General features: G+C 60.8%; 30 protein-coding genes. 26 read left to right on the top strand and 4 right to left on the bottom strand.

The window, feature by feature from the left end:
* Positions 1-46 precede the first annotated feature (46 nt).
* From PHO31112_RS15340 to PHO31112_RS15330, 3 genes are all read left to right on the top strand, one after another.
* Positions 47-979, top strand: coding sequence for a LysR family transcriptional regulator (locus tag PHO31112_RS15340; protein ID WP_150621269.1), 933 nt, complete (start codon positions 47-49; stop codon positions 977-979).
* Between the two features lie 194 nt (positions 980-1173).
* Positions 1174-1581: a DUF302 domain-containing protein gene (locus PHO31112_RS15335; RefSeq protein ID WP_150621268.1), complete on the top strand. Its 408-nt coding sequence runs from the start codon at positions 1174-1176 to the stop codon at positions 1579-1581.
* Between the two features lie 275 nt (positions 1582-1856).
* A complete protein-coding gene (locus tag PHO31112_RS15330; RefSeq protein ID WP_150621267.1) occupies positions 1857-2567 on the top strand; it encodes a dienelactone hydrolase family protein in 711 nt (236 codons plus the stop codon).
* Between the two features lie 293 nt (positions 2568-2860).
* Here PHO31112_RS15330 and PHO31112_RS15325 read toward each other — a convergent pair whose 3' ends face one another.
* A complete protein-coding gene (locus PHO31112_RS15325) occupies positions 2861-3169 on the bottom strand; it encodes a DUF4148 domain-containing protein (RefSeq protein WP_150621266.1) in 309 nt (102 codons plus the stop codon).
* A gap of 150 nt (positions 3170-3319) precedes the next feature.
* On the opposite strand from PHO31112_RS15325, the gene PHO31112_RS15320 reads away from it, so the two are divergent.
* Both PHO31112_RS15320 and PHO31112_RS15315 read left to right on the top strand, forming a co-directional pair.
* On the top strand, positions 3320-3718 hold the full coding sequence (locus PHO31112_RS15320; RefSeq protein WP_150621265.1) for a CopD family protein: 399 nt from the start codon (positions 3320-3322) through the stop codon (positions 3716-3718).
* Positions 3719-3841: 123 nt separating this feature from the next.
* Entirely contained in the window at positions 3842-4633 is a 792-nt protein-coding gene (locus PHO31112_RS15315) for an AraC family transcriptional regulator (protein ID WP_150621264.1), read from the top strand.
* On the opposite strand, the gene PHO31112_RS15310 is transcribed toward PHO31112_RS15315, so the two are convergent.
* The 3 genes from PHO31112_RS15310 to PHO31112_RS15300 all read right to left on the bottom strand — a co-directional run bounded on the left by PHO31112_RS15310 (position 4581) and on the right by PHO31112_RS15300 (position 8283).
* On the bottom strand, positions 4581-5303 hold the full coding sequence (locus PHO31112_RS15310; RefSeq protein WP_150621263.1) for an HAD family hydrolase: 723 nt from the start codon (positions 5301-5303) through the stop codon (positions 4581-4583). The two genes, PHO31112_RS15315 and PHO31112_RS15310, sit on opposite strands and share 53 nt — an antisense overlap.
* Positions 5304-5522: 219 nt before the next feature.
* Entirely contained in the window at positions 5523-6758 is a 1236-nt protein-coding gene (locus PHO31112_RS15305; protein ID WP_150621262.1) for a hypothetical protein, read from the bottom strand.
* A 130-nt stretch (positions 6759-6888) separates the two neighbouring features.
* Positions 6889-8283: an aminotransferase-like domain-containing protein gene (locus PHO31112_RS15300; protein ID WP_150621261.1), complete on the bottom strand. Its 1395-nt coding sequence runs from the start codon at positions 8281-8283 to the stop codon at positions 6889-6891.
* 386 nt (positions 8284-8669) lie between these two features.
* On the opposite strand from PHO31112_RS15300, the gene rpsL reads away from it, so the two are divergent.
* The 21 genes from rpsL (at position 8670) to rplF (ending at position 21329) form a co-directional block, all read left to right on the top strand.
* Positions 8670-9044, top strand: coding sequence for a 30S ribosomal protein S12 (gene rpsL / locus PHO31112_RS15295; protein ID WP_010804142.1), 375 nt, complete (start codon positions 8670-8672; stop codon positions 9042-9044).
* A gap of 123 nt (positions 9045-9167) precedes the next feature.
* Positions 9168-9638 (top strand): 30S ribosomal protein S7, encoded by a 471-nt coding sequence (rpsG, locus tag PHO31112_RS15290; protein ID WP_010804141.1) that lies wholly within the window; start codon positions 9168-9170, stop codon positions 9636-9638.
* Between the two features lie 117 nt (positions 9639-9755).
* Positions 9756-11858, top strand: a complete 2103-nt coding sequence (gene fusA, locus PHO31112_RS15285; RefSeq protein ID WP_010804140.1) for an elongation factor G — start codon at positions 9756-9758, stop codon at positions 11856-11858.
* Positions 11859-11940: 82 nt separating this feature from the next.
* Positions 11941-13149 (top strand): elongation factor Tu, encoded by a 1209-nt coding sequence (gene tuf / locus PHO31112_RS15280; protein ID WP_150621260.1) that lies wholly within the window; start codon positions 11941-11943, stop codon positions 13147-13149.
* Between the two features lie 118 nt (positions 13150-13267).
* On the top strand, positions 13268-13579 hold the full coding sequence (rpsJ, locus tag PHO31112_RS15275; protein WP_010804138.1) for a 30S ribosomal protein S10: 312 nt from the start codon (positions 13268-13270) through the stop codon (positions 13577-13579).
* Between the two features lie 204 nt (positions 13580-13783).
* Entirely contained in the window at positions 13784-14440 is a 657-nt protein-coding gene (gene rplC / locus PHO31112_RS15270; protein ID WP_010804137.1) for a 50S ribosomal protein L3, read from the top strand.
* Positions 14441-14442: 2 nt separating this feature from the next.
* Entirely contained in the window at positions 14443-15063 is a 621-nt protein-coding gene (gene rplD, locus PHO31112_RS15265; RefSeq protein WP_010804136.1) for a 50S ribosomal protein L4, read from the top strand.
* Positions 15060-15374, top strand: coding sequence for a 50S ribosomal protein L23 (rplW, locus tag PHO31112_RS15260; RefSeq protein ID WP_010804135.1), 315 nt, complete (start codon positions 15060-15062; stop codon positions 15372-15374). Before rplD ends, rplW begins: the two co-directional genes overlap by 4 nt.
* Positions 15375-15376: 2 nt before the next feature.
* Positions 15377-16204: a 50S ribosomal protein L2 gene (gene rplB / locus PHO31112_RS15255; protein WP_010804134.1), complete on the top strand. Its 828-nt coding sequence runs from the start codon at positions 15377-15379 to the stop codon at positions 16202-16204.
* Between the two features lie 13 nt (positions 16205-16217).
* Entirely contained in the window at positions 16218-16493 is a 276-nt protein-coding gene (rpsS, locus tag PHO31112_RS15250; protein WP_010804133.1) for a 30S ribosomal protein S19, read from the top strand.
* Positions 16494-16503: 10 nt separating this feature from the next.
* Positions 16504-16833, top strand: coding sequence for a 50S ribosomal protein L22 (gene rplV / locus PHO31112_RS15245; protein WP_010804132.1), 330 nt, complete (start codon positions 16504-16506; stop codon positions 16831-16833).
* Between the two features lie 9 nt (positions 16834-16842).
* Positions 16843-17646 (top strand): 30S ribosomal protein S3, encoded by an 804-nt coding sequence (gene rpsC, locus PHO31112_RS15240; protein WP_010804131.1) that lies wholly within the window; start codon positions 16843-16845, stop codon positions 17644-17646.
* A 2-nt stretch (positions 17647-17648) separates the two neighbouring features.
* Positions 17649-18065: a 50S ribosomal protein L16 gene (gene rplP, locus PHO31112_RS15235; protein WP_010804130.1), complete on the top strand. Its 417-nt coding sequence runs from the start codon at positions 17649-17651 to the stop codon at positions 18063-18065.
* A 14-nt stretch (positions 18066-18079) separates the two neighbouring features.
* Positions 18080-18274 (top strand): 50S ribosomal protein L29, encoded by a 195-nt coding sequence (gene rpmC / locus PHO31112_RS15230; RefSeq protein WP_010804129.1) that lies wholly within the window; start codon positions 18080-18082, stop codon positions 18272-18274.
* Positions 18271-18543, top strand: coding sequence for a 30S ribosomal protein S17 (gene rpsQ, locus PHO31112_RS15225; protein WP_150621259.1), 273 nt, complete (start codon positions 18271-18273; stop codon positions 18541-18543). The genes rpmC and rpsQ overlap by 4 nt, the downstream gene beginning before the upstream one ends.
* Positions 18544-18808: 265 nt before the next feature.
* Complete coding sequence (rplN, locus tag PHO31112_RS15220; protein ID WP_010804127.1) at positions 18809-19177, top strand: 50S ribosomal protein L14; 369 nt, start codon at positions 18809-18811, stop codon at positions 19175-19177.
* Between the two features lie 11 nt (positions 19178-19188).
* On the top strand, positions 19189-19500 hold the full coding sequence (gene rplX / locus PHO31112_RS15215) for a 50S ribosomal protein L24 (protein WP_010804126.1): 312 nt from the start codon (positions 19189-19191) through the stop codon (positions 19498-19500).
* A gap of 18 nt (positions 19501-19518) precedes the next feature.
* Positions 19519-20058, top strand: a complete 540-nt coding sequence (gene rplE, locus PHO31112_RS15210; RefSeq protein ID WP_010804125.1) for a 50S ribosomal protein L5 — start codon at positions 19519-19521, stop codon at positions 20056-20058.
* A gap of 7 nt (positions 20059-20065) precedes the next feature.
* Positions 20066-20371, top strand: coding sequence for a 30S ribosomal protein S14 (gene rpsN, locus PHO31112_RS15205; protein WP_010804124.1), 306 nt, complete (start codon positions 20066-20068; stop codon positions 20369-20371).
* Positions 20372-20384: 13 nt separating this feature from the next.
* Positions 20385-20780, top strand: coding sequence for a 30S ribosomal protein S8 (rpsH, locus tag PHO31112_RS15200; RefSeq protein WP_010804123.1), 396 nt, complete (start codon positions 20385-20387; stop codon positions 20778-20780).
* A 15-nt stretch (positions 20781-20795) separates the two neighbouring features.
* On the top strand, positions 20796-21329 hold the full coding sequence (rplF, locus tag PHO31112_RS15195; RefSeq protein WP_010804122.1) for a 50S ribosomal protein L6: 534 nt from the start codon (positions 20796-20798) through the stop codon (positions 21327-21329).
* Positions 21330-21332 lie beyond the last annotated feature (3 nt).

Below are 21332 nucleotides of genomic sequence, written 5' to 3'. Positions count from 1 at the left end.
ATCGATTTTGGTCCATTCGTTAGCGAAACTTGATAATCGACATGCCATGCCCCTGACCCGCGTCACGCTCCGACAGTTCGAAGCCTTGGTGGCCATCGCCGAATTGCATAGCTTTGCGGAGGCCGGCAATCGGCTGGGGCTCACGTCGTCCGCCGTGAGCCAACTCGTCGCCGAACTCGAATCGGTGCTCGGCTTTCGCATCTTCGATCGCACCACCCGGCGCGTGGCGTTGTCCAGCGCGGGGCGCGATTTCCTCGCCTCGGCCGAATCGGTGCTGCGCCATGTGCAGGCCGCCGAGAAGACCGCCGACGATCTGCGTAACCGCGCGGCCGGCATCGTGCGCGTGGGGGCGCCGCTCGTGCTCGCCGGTATGGCGCTGCCTGCAGCGATTCGCGCTTATGCCGCCACGCGGCCTAAGGTTGTGGTGCGCGTGGTCGACACGCCCGTCGATGTGCTCATCGATCATGTCGCCAACGGTGATCTCGATCTGGCTATCGGCCCCAATCGTGCCACCGGCGCACATGTCGCGGGAGCGCCCGCGTTCGACAGTCCCTGGGTGTTGTGGTGCACGCCCGAACACCCGCTCGCGCGCCGTCGCCGCGTGCGTTGGGCGGACTTGCGCGACACGCCGCTCGTTGCCGCCGGACGCGATCACGAACGCAGCGTGGCGCAAATGCGCTTGTCCGCGCCGCCCGACGCGCGTATCACTCCCATCGATGTCGTCGATAACGTCACGACGGCACTCGGTGTTGCAGCGCAAGGGCTGGCCGCCACGCTGACGCCTGGTTATGTGGCGGCGCTCGCGCATCCGTTCGGTTTGGTGATGCGGCGTGTCGTGGCGCCCGAGACGATTCGTCAGGTGTGTGTCTATCGTCCGCTGTCTCGTGCCGCCTCGCCGGCGGCGGAGGGCTTTGCGCAGTTCATGCTGGAATGGCTGCCGCAGTGGAACGAGCGGATCATGGCGGCGCCTCAGGCGTGAGCCGGATGCAACGGCGCGCGCAATGTCGGGACTATGGTATCCACCGGTTTCAACGCCTTGCACGATGGCTTCGCGCAGAGGGTGGCGTAGTATCGGGAGGAAAAAATGTGTGGCGTTACACTGATCGTTCGCCGCGCAAACGCTGCGCGGGAATGGCTGTCGACGCCAGCCACAGCGTTCGAGGAGACCTCCGTATGACAACCGATTTCGTGCATCCCGCCACTGTCACGTCGTGGCGTAGCCCGGTGGATTTCAACGCCACACTCACGCGTGTGATCGACGCGCTCAAGCAGCACGGCATGACGATCTTCGCGGACATCGATCAGCGTGCGGCGGCCGCGTCCGCCGGACTGGAACTGCGCCCGACACGCCTGCTGCTCTTCGGCAATCCGAAGGGTGGCACCCCGGTGATGGCCGCCAATCCGCATGCCGGGCTGGAGTTGCCGCTCAAGGTGATGGTGTGGGCGGCGTCCGCCGACGAGGTGCGTGTGGATTTTCTGAATCCCGGGCCGTCGTTGAGCGCCCTGTATGGCATCGGTTCTGCACAGGCGGCGGGATTTGGCGGCGTGGCGAAGCTGCTCGGCGCCGCACTCGCGGGGTGAATGCGCGACTCGGGTTCGGCCGTCGAAACCGTGCAACGTGTGGCGTGGGCGGGGCGATGAGGACTGGCGGCGCGAGATGACGATGTGCGCTTGCTCAGTGCCCGCATAGCCTTGTACGGCGGGCTTTGCCGCATGCTGTGCGGCAGGGCAAAAGTGCCTATACTGATCCGGCCTCACTGCGCGCGGTCGCCGCTGCCTGTCGCGTCCCGTTTCTGCGGGCGCTCGGACACTGCCCGGCGCAGGCATTCCCCCCTTTCTTTGATGGAGTAACTTCCGTGTCGAACAGTCAATGGATCCGTGTCGAAACCGTGGATGGCGCCTTCGATGCCTATCTGGCTTTGCCGCCGTCGGGTAAGACGGCGAATGCCCCGGGCATCGTGCTGGTGCAGGAAATCTTCGGCGTGAACGAACACATTCGCGGCGTTGCCGATCAATATGCGATGGACGGCTACGTGGTGCTCGCGCCGGACATCTTCTGGCGCGCTGCCCCGCGCGTGGAGCTGGGCTATTCAGGCGACGATCTGGCCCGCGCGATGGAACTGCGCCAGTCGGTCGACGTCGAGAAGGCCGTGAAAGACATCGAAGCCACGGCCAAGGTGCTTCGCGCCAAGCTCGACGGCCATGCGAAGGTCGCCGTTGTCGGCTATTGCTTTGGCGGTCTGCTGTCGTATCTGAGCGCAGCGCGCGGGCTGGTCGATGTCGCTGTACCGTACTACGGCGGCGGCATTCACAACTACCTCGGCGAAGCGGCCAAGCTGAACGTGCCGGTGCAGTTCCACTATGGCGCATTGGACAGTCACATCACGCCGGATATCGTGAGCGCGGTGAGCGACGCCGTAAAGTCGCGTCCGAACACCGAAGTGTTCGTGTACGCCGAGGCCGATCACGGCTTCAACTGCTGGGCACGTGGTTCGTATCATCAGCCGTCGGCGGCGTTGGCTCACGGCCGCGCGCTGGAATTCCTCGCGAAGTGGCTGACGAAGTAAGTCTTGACGTCGCGCGGTAGACGGCAAGAAGCCCGCTTTGGCGGGCTTCGTCGTTTCCGGGCACGGCATTGGGGATCTCGCGAACAGGTTGGCTGTTCAGCGGTTCGCTAAAAAAGCCCGTCACCGGGGCGACGGGCAAAGTCCTGTGCGTTGAACCACTACGCACAGCGACAGGAGTCTTGGGTCGGGAAGACCGGAGATCACGCTATACGCCGGCGGATGCCGGCGCGTCGTTATGCGCAGAACAACGCGCCGCGGCCTCTGACGAGAGGCGCGCGGCGCGGCGAGTTACATTACGAACCGAAGTAGGTCGTGCCGGCGCGTTGCTGGCCGCCAACCGAACCCATCGTGACCGGAGCGCTGGCCGATACCGGCTGTGCCTTGGGGGCGGCCTTCGGGTACACGGCGTCATGTTGAATCAAGAGACCGGCCTGTTCGGTCTGAATCAGTTCCTGGCGCACCTGAGCGCGGCTAAGCACGCTGGTTTGCGGCACCCACGAGAATTCCGAGGGACCTTCGAAGGCGTCGCTGGCGAAAGCCGAACCGGCCGAGACGGCCAGCATTGCGCAAACCAGAGCCGAGGTAATAAGGGGGCGTTGCATGATGTTCTTCTCCTGTCTTTTGAAAGGGGCGATGTTGATTTCATCGTCGACAGTTGAAGTCTATTGGCGCGAACGCTGGTGATAAAGGCGACTTAAGGCAAGCCACTCTTGCTTATAAAGAAATAATCCGTCGATACCCGAGGAGACCCGATGCTCTATTTGTGGATCAAGGCCGTGCATCTGATTGCGGTGATTACGTTGATTGCCGGGATGGTGACGATGGCGCTGGGCGGGCGTCTCGTGCAGCCGGAATGGCGGCGTCTCGCGCGGCGGGCGGACTATGGGCTGGCGTCGCCCGCGTTGATCGTGGTGTGGCTAACAGGCCCCACGCTGGCGATCATGGCGAATTGGTGGAGCGCACCGTGGCTGATGGCCAAGCTGATTCTGGTGCTGATCATCTCGGGGCTGCACGGCCGCTTGTCTGCCACGCTCCGTCGGCTCGAGCGCGACGGTGCCACGACATCGCCCGCGCTTTTTCAGCGGGCGCTGCCCGTCACACTGGTCTCGATGGCGGTGATCGTGGCGTTGGTGATCGTCAAGCCGTTCTGAACGGGGCGCGCCGCGCAACGACACGCCAAGGGATTCAGCTTGGTGGGCGGGCGCGGCCAGTGTTACGCTGGTGGCATCGCCAAAAACGACCCAAAAATTACGCCTTTGAAAGGCCTGGTGCCGATGCCGATCACAAGTGCGGTACCCCTGGAATTTCAGGGTCATGACCGCCCCGTCGGCGCGTTGGCGATCGATTATCCGGATGGCCACGTCGTGCGAACGCATTCCCATCAGCGCGCGCAATTGATGTACGCAAGGGCTGGCATTCTCGAGGTGCGCACCGACACGTCGTTCTGGATGATACCGCCGCAACGCGCGTTGTGGATTCCGGGGAAAATCGCGCATGAAGTGCGCATGCGTGGCAGAGTCGAAATGCGCACGATCTACGTCGACGTGGTCCGATGCGGTATATCGGCGCCCGACGTGCCCGTGGTCATCCGTGTTTCCGCCCTGTTGCGCGAGTTGATCCTGCGCGCAATGACGCTTCCCGAAGACTGGTCGCCCAACGGCCGCGACGCGCTCGTCATGGCGCTGCTGCTCGAGGAAGTCGAGTGGAAGAGCGACTCGCCGCTGCACTTGCAGGTGCCCCAAGACCCTCGTCTGCGCAAGATTTTCGATAGCTACCTGAGTACGCCGGCCGATACCCGCAGCTTGCAGGACTGGGCGATCGAGGTGGGTGCGTCGAGCCGCACGCTGGAGCGGCGTTTCATGACGGAGTTTGGCTTGCCGTTCCGGGAGTGGCGCCAGCAGATGCGCCTGCTCGGTGCGCTGCCGCTGTTGAGCGCGGGGCGGCCCATCACGCAGGTGGCGCTCGAAGTCGGTTACGACACCCCGAGCGCGTTTTCCACCATGTTTCGCCGCTTTATGGGCGTGACGCCAAGCGAGTACCTGACGCGCGCCCGCGGCCAGGCGTGAGCCAGTGCATGGCGTCCCACATGTCATCGTAGACGGTCACGCCTTCGGCAAGCAGGGGGGAGCGCTGGCGCTTCGAGCCGATGCCGACGAAATCGATGCCAAGCTGGCGCGCCACTTTCAGATCCCACATCCCATCGCCCATTGAGACGATCGCGCGCGGTTTCGTAATGCCGTAACCTGCCTGCGCCCGCTTGATCGCTTCGGCGACGAGCTGTTCGCGTGAGCTGTATTCGGACGCGGTGATGAGCATCGCGTCTGTGTAGTCGATAGCCACCGAGCGCAGCTTGCGGTGACTGACCTGCCGGATGCCGCCCGTCGCGAACACCACGCCCCAGCGCGAACGGTGAGCGGCATCGACGAACGCGCGTGCGCCGGGAATCTCGGCCAGACCATGGGCGTTAAGCAGGGCAGTGAAGCGTTCGTCGATCTCATGCTCGAAGCGTGCCAGATCATGCGGCTGCGGTAGCGCCCGGCCGTGTTCCGCATGGGCGTGAATAAGGATGCCGGTGTCGGTGTGATGGGGGTAGCTGCCCCAATCGGTGTTCAGGCCTTCGAACGCCAGCGACTCCATCGCGCCAAGCAGCGCGCGCTGGTGAATGCGTACCGAATCGGTCAGAGTGCCATCGACATCGAGCACCAGAATGCTGTCTTTTTCGAAACTCGCCTGCATGGCTGAATGGGGACTCGTGTCAGGGGGCGGAGGGCTTCGCTCCGAATTGAGGGAGTGTACGAATTCGCGCCTTTGAAAAAAACGCGTTGAGTGACATCGGCTACGCCGGATGCGACACCCGAGCTATGGGATTTGATAGTTCGAGGTAGTTTGCCCCGCCGTCCAGCGTAAAGACGGCGCGCTGGCCGCCTTTCGCCGGGAGGGCGACGCGTTCCCGGATCAGCCGTAACGAGGGCGCGACAGTTTCGAGTATTCCTGGTCCAGACGCTCAAGCTCCGCTAGCGCCTGTTGCATTTCGGCGGCGGATGGCGGGTCACGTCGTATGCGTGACCGGGACGAGGCGCGCGCCGGGGCGGCGCTCGCCTGCGGTTGTCCCTCGCTCGGAGACGTGGAGGGTGCCGATGGGGGCAATTGTGTCGCCGGGGAGGGTTGGGCTGCAAGACCCGGCCGGCATGACGGCTGCCGGACGTGGCGATGCGATTCGGGGGCAAGCGCTTCACGCGTCTCGCCCCGGGCGAACTCGCCATAGCGTCGATGGCCGTCGTGAAGCAACTCGGCCAGTGTGTGCACAATGTCGCTGCCCGGCCCCACGGCCCGCATCTGCATGCGGGTGGTCATGTAGGACTCCGGGATTTCGCCGAACAGGTGAGGCACATGCCGGCCCGCGTGTGTGAGCGTGCCCTGAAACACCCGCTGGACGGTCGTCGGGGTGGCCAGCGAGACGAACAGCGTGCGGAGCCGGCCATTCACCGGCGTGCTGATGTAGGCGCCAAGCATCGCGTCGCGCACCTCGGGGTTGCCTGTCGAGCGCCGCATATGGGTATCCGGGAATGGGCCCGCGATGTGATGGCGCCGTGCCTCATGCTCGCCGGTCAGCACGCGTAAGAAGGCTAGCTGCGGCACTTCAATGTACGTGTCGGGGTGGCGCAGCATGCGCTGAATGTCCGGTGACATTTGGCTGAGTCGCTGCGTCAGGCGTCCTTCAATGGACGACACCGAAAATTTGCCCTCGGACTCGGCCGCGAAGGTTTCGGAAAACGCTTGCTCGAGTGCGCGGGTGTCGCGGCCCTGCGTCGAGAGCGCCGCGCGCATAGGGGCGGGCAGCGATGCTTCGCAGCCGGCCAGCATCAGACGGCTTGCACTGACGTCGACGTCGGTGTCCGCGGGAAGGTCAAGTAGACAATTCTCGGCATCGTTGCGGCTGCCTCTCACACAAACCGGCCGCACGTCCGCGAGCCTTTCCGCGAAGACACGTGCGCGGGTGGAGGGCGCGCGCGACCAATCGAACGTAGTCGCGGTGATGGAGGCAGATGGACTTTGCGAGGCGACGGAAGGCGACACCGGTGCAACCTGCCTGAGTTCAGACGTCATGTCGTGAGCGTTCAGGTGCGGCAATGGCACGCCGTGTGAGACGGTTAGCGCAGTCGTTACCCAATTCATCAGAGGAAAATACATCGCTGCTACTCCAGTTGAGGTCACGGGTCCGTTCCCGCGATGCGCCGGAGTATGGGCGTTGCGTCGCCTCAGACTATTGCGTCGGGGCGTGTGCGTTCGGGGTTCGGCACAGGCGGGTGCGCCGTCCCATTCAAACGATGGCGGCGCGCACGCTCGGCGGCACTTCGCGCAGCAGCGACTTCAGACGCTTGAGTGCGCTGGCCAGGCGCTCGGTGTCTCGCACGCCCCCCAGCGAAATGCGGATGGCGTTGGGGACGTCGGTGCTCAGGCAGAACGCGTCGGCGGGCGTGACGGCCAGTCCTTCTGCGCGGGCGGCCATCGTCAATTCGCGGGCCGTCCATGGGGCAGGCAGGGCTTGCCAGAGATGAATTCCCTGCGCCGCAGGCGTGTGCGCGTCGCCCAAAATGTCGGCGGCGATAGCCTGACGCTGCGCGGCAGCGTCCTTCACGCCATCCAGAATGCGATCGGCCATGCCGTTGTGAATCCACTGCGTGGCCAGCCCTGTCATCAGCGGTGGCGACATGAGCGCGAAGGAGTGCAGCGTATTCAGGAAGTTGTCGCGTTGACGGGCGTTCGCAAGCCGGACGTATGCGGTGCGCAACCCCGGCGTGAGGCATTTCGACAGTGTCGCCACGTAATGCACGCGATGCGGCGCAAGACGCGCCAGAGGCGGCGGGGCGTCTTTGGCGAGACGCCAGTAGGGATCGTCTTCGATCAGCGTCAGATCGAGTGTTTCGGCGACAGCGAGCAACTCGCGGCGGCGGCGCTCGGGCATCGTGCGGGTGGTCGGATTCTGGAGTGTCGGGTTCAGATAGACCAGACGCGCGTTGTGCTCTTGCGCGGCAACGCGCAGGGCGTCGGGCTGCATACCGTCGTCGTCGGTGGCTACGTGCGCCAGTCGGCGACCGAGCGTGCGCGCCGCGCTATGGAGGCCCGGGTAGACGATCGGCTCGCACAGCACCGTCTCGTCGCGCGCGGTGCCTGCGAGCAGCAGGGCAGCCAGTGTGGCTTGCGCGCCGGGACAAACGAGTACGTCGGACGCGGAGACAGGGCCGAGCATCGGCGCGAGCCACAAGGCGCCGGCTTGCCGGTCGGCCACGCCACCGTCACCCAGTTGGTATGCCATGAGCATCGACGCATCCGTGTGCCGGAGCACTTCGTCGATCCCCTTGTGCAGCATCTCGCCGAGGAACAGGCCGGCCGGCGCGGGCGGGATATTCATCCCGAGATCGAGCACCTGATCGAGTGCTACGCGAGGCGTGCTCACGAAGGTGCCGAGCGGGCCGCGTCCCTCGATGGCGTTGCGCTCGCGCGCCCGGTTGTAAGCGCGCGTGACCGTCGTGAAATCGATGCCCAGCCACGCCGCCAGCTCACGCTGTGCCGGCAGACGGTCGCCCGGGCGCAGACGTCCATCCGCCACCGACTGCTCGATGAAACCGGCCAGCCGCAGATAGCGTGGCCCCTTGCCGGCGGTAAGCGCGGGTTTCCAGAAGGCGGTGCGCAGGCTGTCGTGGGAGGCGTCCATGGCGATGTCGGTGTTATGTATGGAAATTTTCGGTGTTCATTCCGAATATCCACAGTGTAATTTGCATACATTAGTGCCGCAATACTTGAATTCGAGAGGTAATGCCGCATCTTGAGCGGTACGTCTGCGCGGGTTGAAGCGGCAACGCGTTAACAATCAACGACTTACCGGGCAAATCTGCATGAGAGTGCATTGACACTTGTGTTGAGTGCAGGTATAGTCGCAGGCTCCGGTTTTTCCGGCGGTATGGCCGTGCCTAATGCAAAGTGCTTATGCATCAAGCGTTTAGATGCGGGCAATCCGCAAGAGCAGCCAGGGGATACGCAGTAAAGTCGCATGACGGCCCGCCTTGGCTTTCATGCTTTTGACACGTTTAGGAAATCACAATGCCAACGATTAACCAATTGGTCCGCAAGCCGCGCACCTCTGCTCAAATCAAGAGCAAGAGCCCGGCTCTGCAGGACTGCCCGCAGCGTCGTGGCGTGTGCACCCGTGTGTACACGACGACGCCGAAGAAGCCGAACTCCGCACTGCGTAAGGTTGCCAAGGTGCGCCTGACCAACGGTTTCGAAGTCATCTCGTACATCGGCGGTGAAGGCCACAACCTGCAGGAACACTCGGTCGTGCTGATTCGCGGTGGTCGTGTGAAGGACTTGCCGGGTGTGCGTTACCACATGGTGCGCGGTAGCCTCGACACGCAGGGCGTCAAGGACCGTAAGCAGGCCCGTTCGAAGTACGGCGCGAAGCGTCCGAAGGCCTAAGCGGCTGAGCGGATATACGTTCGGTGATGGTGGTACATCGTCACTGAGTAAGTGGTCACTCGGCCTGTTGGCTAGTAGGTGGCCTGGAGCCAAGCTCCAACTGAATCTATTAAGGAAGAAATCATGCCGCGTCGTCGCGAAGTCCCCAAGCGCGAAGTGTTGCCCGATCCGAAGTTCGGCAACGTTGATGTCGCTAAATTCATGAACGTGCTCATGCTTGCCGGCAAGAAGTCGGTTGCAGAGCGCATCGTTTATGGTGCTTTCGAGCAGATCCAAACCAAGGCGGGCAAGGATCCGCTGGAAGTCTTCAACACCGCTCTCGGTAACGTGAAGCCGGTCGTTGAAGTCAAGAGCCGCCGTGTTGGCGGTGCAAACTATCAAGTTCCGGTCGAAGTGCGTCCGTCGCGTCGTATGGCATTGGCGATGCGTTGGTTGCGTGAGGCCGCGAAAAAGCGTAGCGAGAAGTCGATGGCCCTGCGCCTGGCAGGTGAGCTGATCGAGGCCTCGGAAGGCCGTGGCGGCGCCATGAAGAAGCGTGACGAAGTTCACCGCATGGCCGAAGCCAACAAGGCATTCTCGCACTTCCGCTTCTGACGCTGGCAAGCAGTACCTAGAGCAGAAACCGGGGCGGGTGCGCATGAGAAATTGCGCCTCGCCCGTTTGTGTTAGTAGCCCCCTCAAAAATGGCGGCTACATTGAAAGAGGCTTAAAGTGGCTCGTACAACCCCTATCGAGCGCTACCGCAACATCGGTATCAGCGCTCACATCGACGCAGGTAAGACCACGACGACCGAGCGCATTTTGTTCTACACCGGTGTGAACCACAAAATCGGTGAAGTGCACGATGGTGCCGCGACGATGGACTGGATGGAGCAGGAACAAGAGCGTGGCATTACGATTACGTCGGCTGCCACGACCTGCTTCTGGTCCGGCATGGCGAACAATTACCAAAAGCACCGTATCAACATCATCGACACGCCGGGACACGTCGACTTCACGATTGAAGTCGAGCGCTCGATGCGTGTTCTCGATGGCGCGTGCATGGTGTATTGCGCCGTGGGTGGCGTGCAGCCCCAGTCGGAAACCGTTTGGCGTCAGGCCAACAAGTACGGCGTGCCGCGCCTGGCGTTCGTCAACAAGATGGACCGTACCGGCGCGAACTTCTTCAAGGTCTACGACCAACTGAAGAACCGCCTGAAGGCCAACCCGGTGCCGGTGGTGGTGCCGATCGGTGCAGAAGAAAGCTTCAAGGGCGTGGTCGACCTGATCAAGATGAAGGCGATCATTTGGGACGAAGCGTCGCAAGGCATGAAGTTCGACTACGTCGACATTCCGGCCGAGTTGCAAGCGGAAGCTCAGAAGTGGCGCGAAGGCATGGTCGAGGCTGCTGCCGAGTCGAGCGAAGACCTGATGAACAAGTACCTGGAAGAGGGCGACCTTTCCGAGGCTGAAATCATCAACGGTCTGCGCACGCGTACCATCGCTTGCGAAATTCAGCCGATGCTGTGCGGTACCGCGTTCAAGAACAAGGGTGTGCAGCGTATGCTGGACGCCGTGATCGACTTCCTGCCGTCGCCGGTCGACATTCCGCCGGTCAAGGGCACGGACGACAAGGAACAGCCGGTCGAGCGTCGTGCGTCGGATGACGAGAAGTTCTCGTCGCTGGCGTTCAAGATCATGACCGACCCGTTCGTTGGCCAGTTGATCTTCTTCCGCGTCTACTCGGGCGTTGTGAACAAGGGCGACACGCTGCTGAACTCGGTCAAGGGCAAGAAGGAACGTCTGGGCCGTATCGTGCAGATGCACGCGAACCAGCGCGAAGAAATCGACGAAGTGCGCGCAGGCGACATCGCCGCAGCCGTCGGTTTGAAGGACGCGACCACGGGTGACACGCTGTGCGACCCGACCGCCCCGATCGTGCTCGAGCGCATGGTGTTCCCGGAGCCGGTGATTTCGCAGGCTGTCGAGCCGAAGACCAAGGTCGACCAGGAAAAGATGGGCCTCGCCCTGAACCGCCTGGCGCAGGAAGACCCGTCGTTCCGCGTGCAGACCGATGAAGAATCGGGTCAGACCATCATTTCGGGGATGGGCGAGCTTCACCTCGAAATTCTGGTCGACCGTATGAAGCGCGAATTCGGCGTGGAAGCCAACATCGGCGCACCGCAAGTTGCTTACCGCGAAACCATTCGCAAGTCGGCAGCGGACGTCGAAGGCAAGTTCGTCAAGCAGTCGGGTGGTCGCGGCCAATTCGGTCACGCGGTCATCACGCTGGAGCCGAACGAGCAAGGCAAGGGCTATGAGTTCCTGGACGAGATCAAGGGCGGTGTCATTCCTCGCGAATACATCCCGGCGGTCGACAAGGGGATTCAAGACACCCTCAAGAACGGTGTTCTGGCTGGCTTCCCGGTCGTGGACGTCAAGGTGCATCTGACGTTCGGTTCGTACCACGATGTGGACTCGAACGAAAACGCGTTCCGTATGGCCGGTTCGATGGCTTTCAAGGAAGCCATGCGCCGCGCCAGCCCGGTGATTCTCGAGCCGATGATGGCCGTGGAAGTCGAAACGCCGGAAGACTACATGGGTAACGTGATGGGCGACTTGTCGAGCCGTCGCGGCATTATCCAGGGCATGGACGACATGGTCGGCGGCGGCAAGATCGTGCGCGCTGAAGTTCCGCTGTCGGAAATGTTCGGCTACTCGACATCGCTGCGTTCGGCCACGCAAGGCCGCGCCACGTACACGATGGAGTTCAAGCACTACGCTGAAGCTCCGAAGAACGTGAGCGAAGGCATCATCAGCGCTAAGAACAAGTAATTGATTTGGTGGGTGAGCGCATCGGGCGATGCGGCACCCTACTCACTGTTTAATCGTCTATTCAGTATCTGAGGATTCGGAAATGGCAAAGGAAAAATTCGAGCGGACTAAGCCGCACGTGAACGTTGGCACCATTGGTCACGTTGACCACGGCAAGACCACGCTGACGGCTGCTATCGCAACGGTTCTGTCGTCGAAGTTCGGCGGTCAGGCCAAGAAGTACGACGAAATCGACGCAGCACCGGAAGAAAAGGCACGCGGCATTACTATCAATACCGCGCACATCGAGTACGAAACGGCCGCTCGCCACTACGCACACGTTGACTGCCCGGGCCACGCCGACTACGTCAAGAACATGATTACCGGTGCCGCCCAGATGGACGGCGCGATCCTGGTTTGCTCGGCCGCTGACGGCCCGATGCCGCAAACGCGTGAGCACATCCTGTTGGCCCGTCAGGTTGGCGTGCCGTACATCATCGTGTTCCTGAACAAGTGCGACATGGTCGACGACGCCGAGCTGCTCGAGCTGGTCGAAATGGAAGTTCGCGAACTTCTGTCGAAGTACGAGTTCCCGGGCGATGACCTGCCGATCATCCAGGGTTCGGCCAAGCTGGCACTGGAAGGCGACAAGGGCCCGCTGGGCGAAGAAGCCATCATGAAGCTGGCTGATGCTCTCGACACGTACATCCCGACGCCGGAGCGCGCTGTTGACGGCACGTTCCTGATGCCGGTGGAAGACGTGTTCTCGATCTCGGGCCGCGGCACCGTGGTGACCGGTCGTATCGAGCGCGGCATCATCAAGGTCGGCGAAGAAATCGAAATCGTCGGTATCGCCATGGACGGCGACAAGCCGAAGATCGACAAGACGACCTGCACGGGCGTCGAAATGTTCCGTAAGCTGCTCGACCAAGGTCAAGCTGGCGACAACGTCGGTATTCTGTTGCGCGGCACGAAGCGTGAAGAAGTTCAGCGTGGTCAGGTTCTGGCCAAGCCGGGCACGATCAAGCCGCACCGCAAGTTCTCGGGCGAGGTCTATATTCTGTCGAAGGACGAAGGTGGCCGTCACACTCCGTTCTTCAACAACTACCGTCCGCAGTTCTACTTCCGTACGACGGACGTGACCGGTTCGATCGCCCTGCCGGAAGGTAAGGAAATGGTCATGCCGGGCGACAACGTGTCGATCAAGGTTGAACTGATTCAGCCGATCGCCATGGAAGAAGGTCTGCGTTTTGCAATTCGCGAAGGTGGCCGTACCGTCGGCGCCGGCGTCGTTGCCAAGATTGAAGACTAATCGCGAATCCGATGACCCAGGTGCCGGTGCTGCCGGCACCTGTTTCTCGAAGTCTGTTTGCTCTTTGTGATTTACCCGGCACCCGAACGAGGGCTGCCACGCTCTTTGGAGAATTTCCATGCAGAACCAAAAGATCCGCATTCGCCTGAAGGCTTTCGACTACCGCCTGATCGACCAGTCGGCCGCCGAAATCGTTGAAACCGCCAAGCGCACCGGCGCCATCGTCAAGGGCCCGGTGCCCCTGCCGACGCGCATCGAGCGTTTCGACATCCTGCGTTCGCCGCACGTCAACAAGACGTCGCGCGACCAGCTTGAAATCCGCACGCACCAGCGCCTGATGGACATCGTCGATCCGACGGACAAGACCGTTGACGCGCTGATGAAGCTGGACCTGCCGGCTGGCGTCGACGTCGAGATCAAGCTGCAGTAAGGCTTGCGAGCGACTTTGCTCTTGAAAGCCCCGCCAATGCTGGACCGGCGGGGCTTTGTTATGCGATTTAGCAACACTTGTCAAGCGATAAAAGTCCGTCTATAATGGCGGGCTCAAGTGTAGTTTTGAAAAGATGGCCCACATCCGTGGACCATCCTTTTGTCATTTAGCCCCGGCCAATCGCAGTCGGGAATGGAGAAAATCATGAGCCTTGGCCTTGTCGGTCGCAAGGTTGGCATGACGCGTATTTTCACGGACGACGGCGATTCGATTCCCGTTACCGTGCTCGACGTGTCTAACAACCGCGTGACGCAAATCAAGACGGATGAAACGGACGGCTACACCGCCGTTCAAGTCACTTTCGGCAATCGCCGCGCAACGCGCGTGGTTAAGGCCGCCGCCGGTCACTTCGCGAAAGCGGGTGTCGAAGCCGGTGAAATCCTCAAGGAATTCCGCGTTGACGCTGCCAAAGCTGCTGAATTGCAGCCGGGCGCAGTGGTTGGCGTCGATCTCTTCCAAGTGGGCCAGAAGGTCGACGTGCAAGGTGTGTCGATCGGTAAGGGCTACGCCGGTACCATCAAGCGCTACAACTTCGCTTCGGGCCGCGCTTCGCACGGTAACTCGCGTTCGCACAACGTGCCGGGTTCGATCGGTATGGCGCAGGATCCGGGTCGTGTGTTCCCGGGTAAGCGCATGACGGGTCACCTGGGCGACGTCACCACGACGGTGCAGAATCTCGAAATCGCGCGCATTGACGCTGAGCGTAACCTGATCTTCGTGAAGGGTGCCGTTCCGGGCGCCAACGAAGGCAAGGTTTTCGTGACCTCGGCAGTCAAGGCCAAACTCGCGAAGGGAGCGTAACAATGGAACTGAAGCTCCTGAATGAGCAAGGTCAGGAAGGCGCTGCTGTCAACGCGTCGGACGTCGTGTTCGGCCGTGACTACAACGAAGCGCTGATCCATCAGGTTGTGGTGGCTTATCAAGCCAACGCCCGTAGCGGCAATCGTGCGCAGAAGGACCGTGAACAGGTCAAGCACACGACCAAGAAGCCGTGGCGTCAGAAGGGTACGGGCCGCGCTCGTGCCGGTATGTCGTCGAGCCCGCTGTGGCGCGGCGGTGGCCGTATCTTCCCGAATTCGCCGGAAGAGAACTTCACCCACAAGGTCAACAAGAAGATGTACCGCGCCGGTGTGTGCTCGATTCTGTCGCAGCTCGCCCGCGAAGGTCGTCTGTCGGTCGTCGAGGACATCAAGCTGGATGCTCCGAAGACGAAACTGCTCGCTGAGAAGATCAAGGCCATGGGCCTTGAGTCGGTGCTGCTGATCACGGATAGCGTGGACGAGAACCTGTTCCTGGCCTCGCGCAATCTGGCTCACGTTGCCGTCACCGAGCCGCGTTTCGCCGACCCGCTGTCGCTCATCTACTTCAAGAAGGTGCTGCTGACGAAGGGCGCGATCGCCAAGATTGAGGAGATGCTGTCATGAGCGACGTGCGTAAAAACGACCATCGTCTGTACCAGGTCCTGCTCGCGCCGGTGATCTCCGAAAAGGCGACGCTGGTGGCTGACAAGAATGAACAAGTGGTGTTCCAAGTTGCACGCGACGCGAACAAGCAAGAAGTGAAGGCTGCGGTTGAGCTTCTCTTCAAGGTGGAAGTCGAGTCGGTGCAGATCCTGAACCGTAAGGGCAAGCAAAAGCGCTTTGGCCGCTTCATGGGTCGTCGCGACCACGAGAAGAAGGCCTACGTGAGCTTGAAGCCGGGTCAGGAAATCAATTTTGAAGCGGAGGCCAAGTAATCATGGCACTCGTCAAAACGAAACCGACGTCGCCGGGCCGCCGTGCGCTGGTCAAGGTTGTCAACAAGGATCTGCATAAGGGCAAGCCGTTCGCCCCGTTGCTCGATACCAAGAGCAAGACCGCTGGCCGTAACAACAACGGTCACATCACCACCCGTCATATGGGTGGCGGTCACAAGCAGCACTACCGTATCGTCGATTTCCGTCGCAACAAGGACGGCATCACGGCGAAGGTCGAGCGTCTGGAATACGATCCGAACCGCAGCGCGAACATCGCTCTGCTGTGCTACGCCGATGGCGAGCGTCGTTACATCCTTGCACCGAAGGGCGTGACCGTCGGTCAGCAACTGGTGAGCGGCTCGGAAGCGCCGATCAAGGCTGGCAACACGCTGCCGATCCGCAACATTCCGGTCGGTACGACGATTCACGGCATCGAGCTGCAACCGGGCAAGGGCGCGCAAATCGCTCGTGCCGCAGGTACCTCGGCAATGCTGCTGGCTCGCGAAGGCACGTACGCTCAAGTGCGTCTGCGTTCGGGTGAAGTTCGTCGCGTGCACATCGAGTGCCGCGCGACCATCGGTGAAGTCGGTAACGAAGAGCACAGCCTGCGCCAACTCGGCAAGGCCGGTGCAAAGCGTTGGCGCGGTATTCGCCCGACCGTTCGCGGTGTGGCGATGAACCCGGTGGATCACCCGCATGGTGGTGGTGAAGGTCGTACGGCTGCTGGTCGTCATCCGGTCAGCCCGTGGGGTCAGCATACCAAGGGTAAGCGTACCCGCTCGACCAAGCGCACCGACAGCATGATCGTTCAGCGTCGCAAGAAGCGTTAATTGGAGCTAGCAAATGACTCGTTCTGTTAAAAAAGGTCCGTTTTGCGACGCTCATCTGCTGAAGAAAGTGGAAGCGGCAGCTGCATCGCGTGACAAAAAGCCGATCAAGACCTGGTCGCGTCGTTCGACCGTCCTGCCCGATTTCATCGGCTTGACGATCGCCGTGCATAACGGCCGTCAGCACGTGCCGGTGTACGTGACGGAAAACATGGTCGGCCACAAGCTGGGTGAGTTCGCGCTCACTCGTACCTTCAAGGGCCATGCGGCCGACAAGAAGGCGAAGAAATAAGGGGCCGATCATGGAAGTGAAAGCAATTCATCGCGGTGCCCGTATCTCGGCGCAGAAAACGCGTCTGGTCGCTGACCAGATTCGTGGCCTGCCGCTGGAGCGTGCACTGAATGTCCTGACCTTCTCGCCGAAGAAGGCCGCGGACATTATCAAGAAGGTTCTCGAGTCGGCTATCGCCAACGCCGAGCACAACGAAGGTGCTGACATCGACGAACTGCGCGTTAAGGGCATTTACGTCGACAAGGGCACCTCGCTCAAGCGTTTCACGGCCCGTGCAAAAGGCCGTGGTAACAAGATCGAGAAGCAAACCTGTCACATCACTGTGACGCTGGGCAACTAAGGGGTCACGATGGGACAGAAAATTCATCCGACTGGCTTCCGTCTGGCTGTCAGCCGTAACTGGGCTTCGCGTTGGTACGCCAACAACCAGAATTTCGCAAAGATGTTGAAGGAAGACATCGACGTTCGCGAATATCTGAAGAAGAAGCTGAAGAACGCTTCGGTCGGCCGCGTGATCATCGAACGTCCGGCACGTAACGCTCGCATTACGATTTTCAGCTCGCGTCCGGGTGTTGTGATCGGCAAGAAGGGCGAGGACATCGAAATCCTCAAGGCCGAGCTGCAAAAGCGCATGGGCGTGCCCGTGCACGTGAACATCGAGGAAATCCGCAAGCCGGAAACCGATGCGCAGCTCATCGCTGATTCGATCGCTCAGCAGCTCGAGCGCCGTATCATGTTCCGTCGCGCAATGAAGCGCGCGATGCAGAACGCGATGCGTCTGGGTGCCCAAGGCATCAAGATCATGAGCGCCGGCCGTCTGAACGGTATCGAAATCGCCCGTACCGAGTGGTATCGCGAAGGCCGTGTGCCTCTGCATACGCTGCGCGCCGACATCGACTACGCAACTGCGGAAGCGAAGACGACGTACGGCATCATCGGTATCAAGGTGTGGGTGTACAAGGGTGACACGCTGGGCCGCAACGACGCTCCGGTGGCTGAAGAGCCGGCCGAAGAAAAGCGTCCGCGCCGCAACGCGCGTCCGGGCGACCGTCGCCCCCGTCGTGACGACGCTGGCGATAAGGCCGGTGCGAAGCGCGGTGGTGCACGCCGTCCGGCTGGCAAGCCTGAAGGCGACGCCAAGACTGGAGAATAATCATGCTGCAACCGAAACGCAGAAAGTATCGCAAAGAGCAGAAGGGCCGTAACACTGGCGTCGCCACTCGTGGCAACGAAGTGTCGTTCGGCGAATTCGGCCTGAAGGCGGTCGGTCGTGGTCGCCTGACGGCTCGTCAAATCGAAGCCGCGCGTCGTGCCATGACTCGCCACATCAAGCGCGGTGGTCGTATCTGGATCCGTATCTTCCCGGACAAGCCGATCTCGCAAAAGCCGGCAGAAGTGCGTATGGGTAACGGTAAGGGTAACCCGGAGTACTACGTCGCCGAGATTCAACCGGGCAAGATGCTGTACGAAATGGACGGTGTGGATGAAGCGCTGGCGCGCGAGGCGTTCCGCCTGGCTGCCGCCAAGCTGCCGATTCAGACGACGTTCTTCGTACGTCGCCTTGGCGCCTGAGGGGAGAATTTGAAATGAAAGCATCCGAACTTCGTGCCAAGGATGTCGACGGCCTGAACAAGGAACTGTCGGATCTGCTGAAGGCCCAATTCGGTCTTCGCATGCAAGCGGGCACCCAACAGCTGAGCAACACCAGCCAGCTGAAGAAGGTGCGCAAGGACATCGCGCGTGTGCGTACCGTGTTGACTGAGAAGGCGAGCCAGAAATGAACGATACCGCTAAGACCTCGCTGAAGCGTACCCTCGTGGGTAAGGTTGTCAGCGACAAGATGGACAAGACGGTTACCGTGCTGGTCGAGCGTCAAATGAAGCACCCGCTCTACGGCAAGTACATCGTGCGTTCGAAGAAGTACCATGCGCACGATGAGACCAACCAGTACAAGGAAGGCGATACGGTCGAGATTCAAGAATCCCGCCCGCTGTCGAAGACCAAGGCCTGGGCGGTCTCCCGTCTCGTGGAAGCCGCCCGTATCATCTAAGGTGAGCTGAAGCGAAGGCTTGACTTGCAAGTCCGGAATTATCATTGTATAATTCCGGACTTTCCGCTTCTTTCGCTAAAACCGGTCTTTGGTTTCGCAAGGGGGTGGATGGCTTCCTGACCCGATTCGTATCCTCTACGAGTCAGGTGAAGGTAGCAAGGTTGTCCACTTTTGAACGACTCAACCCAAACGGCACCCTTTGGTGCTGACGGGGACCAAGACTGACCGACGCGTATGTGTCGGATTAAGTTGGGAAGATAACACCATGATTCAAACTGAAACCCGGCTCGAAGTAGCCGACAACACCGGTGCGCGCGAAGTGATGTGCATCAAGGTGCTGGGCGGCTCCAAGCGTCGCTACGCCGGCATTGGCGACATCATCAAGGTCAGCGTGAAAGACGCTGCCCCGCGTGGTCGCGTCAAGAAGGGCGAAATCTACAACGCAGTGGTCGTGCGCACCGCCAAGGGCGTGCGTCGCCAGGACGGCTCGCTGGTCAAATTCGACGGCAACGCCGCCGTGCTGCTTAACACCAAGCTCGAGCCGATCGGCACCCGTATCTTCGGGCCGGTTACGCGTGAACTGCGTACCGAACGCTTCATGAAGATCGTGTCGCTGGCCCCGGAAGTGCTGTAAGGAGCCGACACATGAACAAGATTCGTAAGGGTGACCAGGTCATCGTACTGACGGGTAAGGACAAGGCCAAGCGTGGTACGGTCCTGGCCGTTGATGGCGACAAGTTGGTCGTCGAGGGCGTGAACGTTGCCAAGAAGCACGTCAAGCCGAACCCGATGAAGGGCACGCAAGGTGGCGTGGTCGACAAGACGATGCCGATCCACGTTTCGAACGTGGCGCTGGTGGATGCCAATGGCAAGCCGTCGCGTGTGGGCATCAAGGTCGAAGACGGCAAGAAGGTCCGCTTCCTCAAGACGACCGGTGCTACGGTCGTCGGTGCCTAATCGCAGGGAGTATAGATAATGGCCCGTTTGCAAGAATTCTATAAAGACAAAGTTGTCGCCGAGCTGACTAAGCAGTTCGGTTACAAGTCTGTCATGGAAGTGCCGCGCATCACCAAGATCACCCTGAACATGGGCCTTGGTCAAGCCGTTGCTGACAAGAAGATCATTGAGCACGCCGTTGGCGACCTGACGAAAATTGCCGGTCAAAAGCCGGTGGTGACGAAGGCTCGCAAGGCTATTGCCGGTTTCAAGATCCGCGAAGGTTACCCGATCGGTACGATGGTGACGCTGCGCGGTGAACGTATGTTCGAATTCCTGGATCGTTTCATCACCGTGGCTCTGCCGCGCGTGCGTGACTTCCGTGGTATTTCGGGTCGTGCGTTCGACGGTCGTGGCAACTACAACATCGGTGTGAAGGAACAGATCATCTTCCCCGAAATCGAGTACGACAAAATCGACGCGCTGCGTGGTCTGAACATCAGTATCACCACGACCGCGAAGACTGACGAAGAAGCCAAGGCTCTTCTGTCAGCGTTCAAATTCCCGTTCCGTAACTGAGGTAATCGTGGCTAAACTGGCACTTATCGAACGCGAAAAGAAACGCGCCCGTCTGGCGCAGAAATTTTCTGCCAAGCGCGACGCCCTCAAAGCGATCATCGAAGACACCAGCAAGTCGGAAGACGAGCGTTATGAAGCACGCCTGGCGCTGCAACAGCTGCCGCGTAACGCCAATCCGACGCGTCAACGCAATCGTTGCGACCTGACTGGCCGTCCGCGCGGTACCTTCCGCAAATTCGGCCTGGCCCGTAACAAGATCCGTGAAATCGCCTTCCGTGGCGAAATCCCGGGCGTGACCAAAGCTAGCTGGTAATAGGAGAAGCACCATGAGCATGAGCGATCCTATCGCCGATATGCTGACTCGCATCCGCAACGCTCAGATGGTTGAGAAAGCATCGGTGAAGATGCCCTCTTCCAAGCTGAAGGTCTCGATCGCCAAAGTCCTTAAGGACGAAGGCTACATCGAAGACTTCGCGGTTGAAGCAGAAGAAACGAAGCCGGTGCTGAACATTGCACTGAAGTACTACGCTGGCCGTCCTGTGATTGAGCGCCTCGAGCGCGTGTCGCGTCCGGGTCTGCGTGTGTACAAGAGCCGCAACGACATCCCGCAGGTCATGAATGGCCTCGGCGTTGCTATCGTCTCGACCCCGAAGGGCGTGATGACCGATCGCAAAGCACGCGCCACCGGCGTGGGCGGCGAAGTCATCTGCTACGTCGCCTAACCGAGGAGAGTTGAAATGTCTCGAGTAGGTAAGAGTCCCATTGCACTGCCGAAGGGCGTTGAAGCAACGCTGGCTGGCAATGTGCTGACGATCAAGGGCGCCCTGGGTTCGCTGACCCGCGGCATCAATCCCCTTGTGATCGTCAAGATCGAAGACGGCACCGTCACCTTCGCCCCGGCCGATGAAAGCCGCGAAGCGAATGCGCTGTACGGTACGGAACGTGCGCTGGTCAACAATATGGTGACCGGCGTGAGCAAGGGTTTCGAAAAGAAACTGCAACTCGTTGGCGTGGGTTACCGTGCCAAGGCTGAAGGTAACAACCTGAAGCTCGAGCTGGGTTTCTCGCACGATGTTGTGCATGCCATGCCGGAAGGCGTGAAAGCAGAGACCCCGACGCAGACGGAGATCATCATCAAGGGCGTTGATAAGCAACGCATCGGACAAGTGGCTGCGGAAGTTCGCGGTTACCGTCCGCCCGAGCCCTACAAGGGTAAGGGCGTCCGCTATGCGGACGAGGTGGTGATCCTCAAGGAAACCAAGAAGAAGTAAGGG

This window comes from Pandoraea horticolens, from assembly GCF_902459555.1.
Taxonomy (GTDB): domain Bacteria; phylum Pseudomonadota; class Gammaproteobacteria; order Burkholderiales; family Burkholderiaceae; genus Pandoraea; species Pandoraea horticolens.
This window is presented reverse-complemented; position numbering and strand designations above follow the sequence as displayed.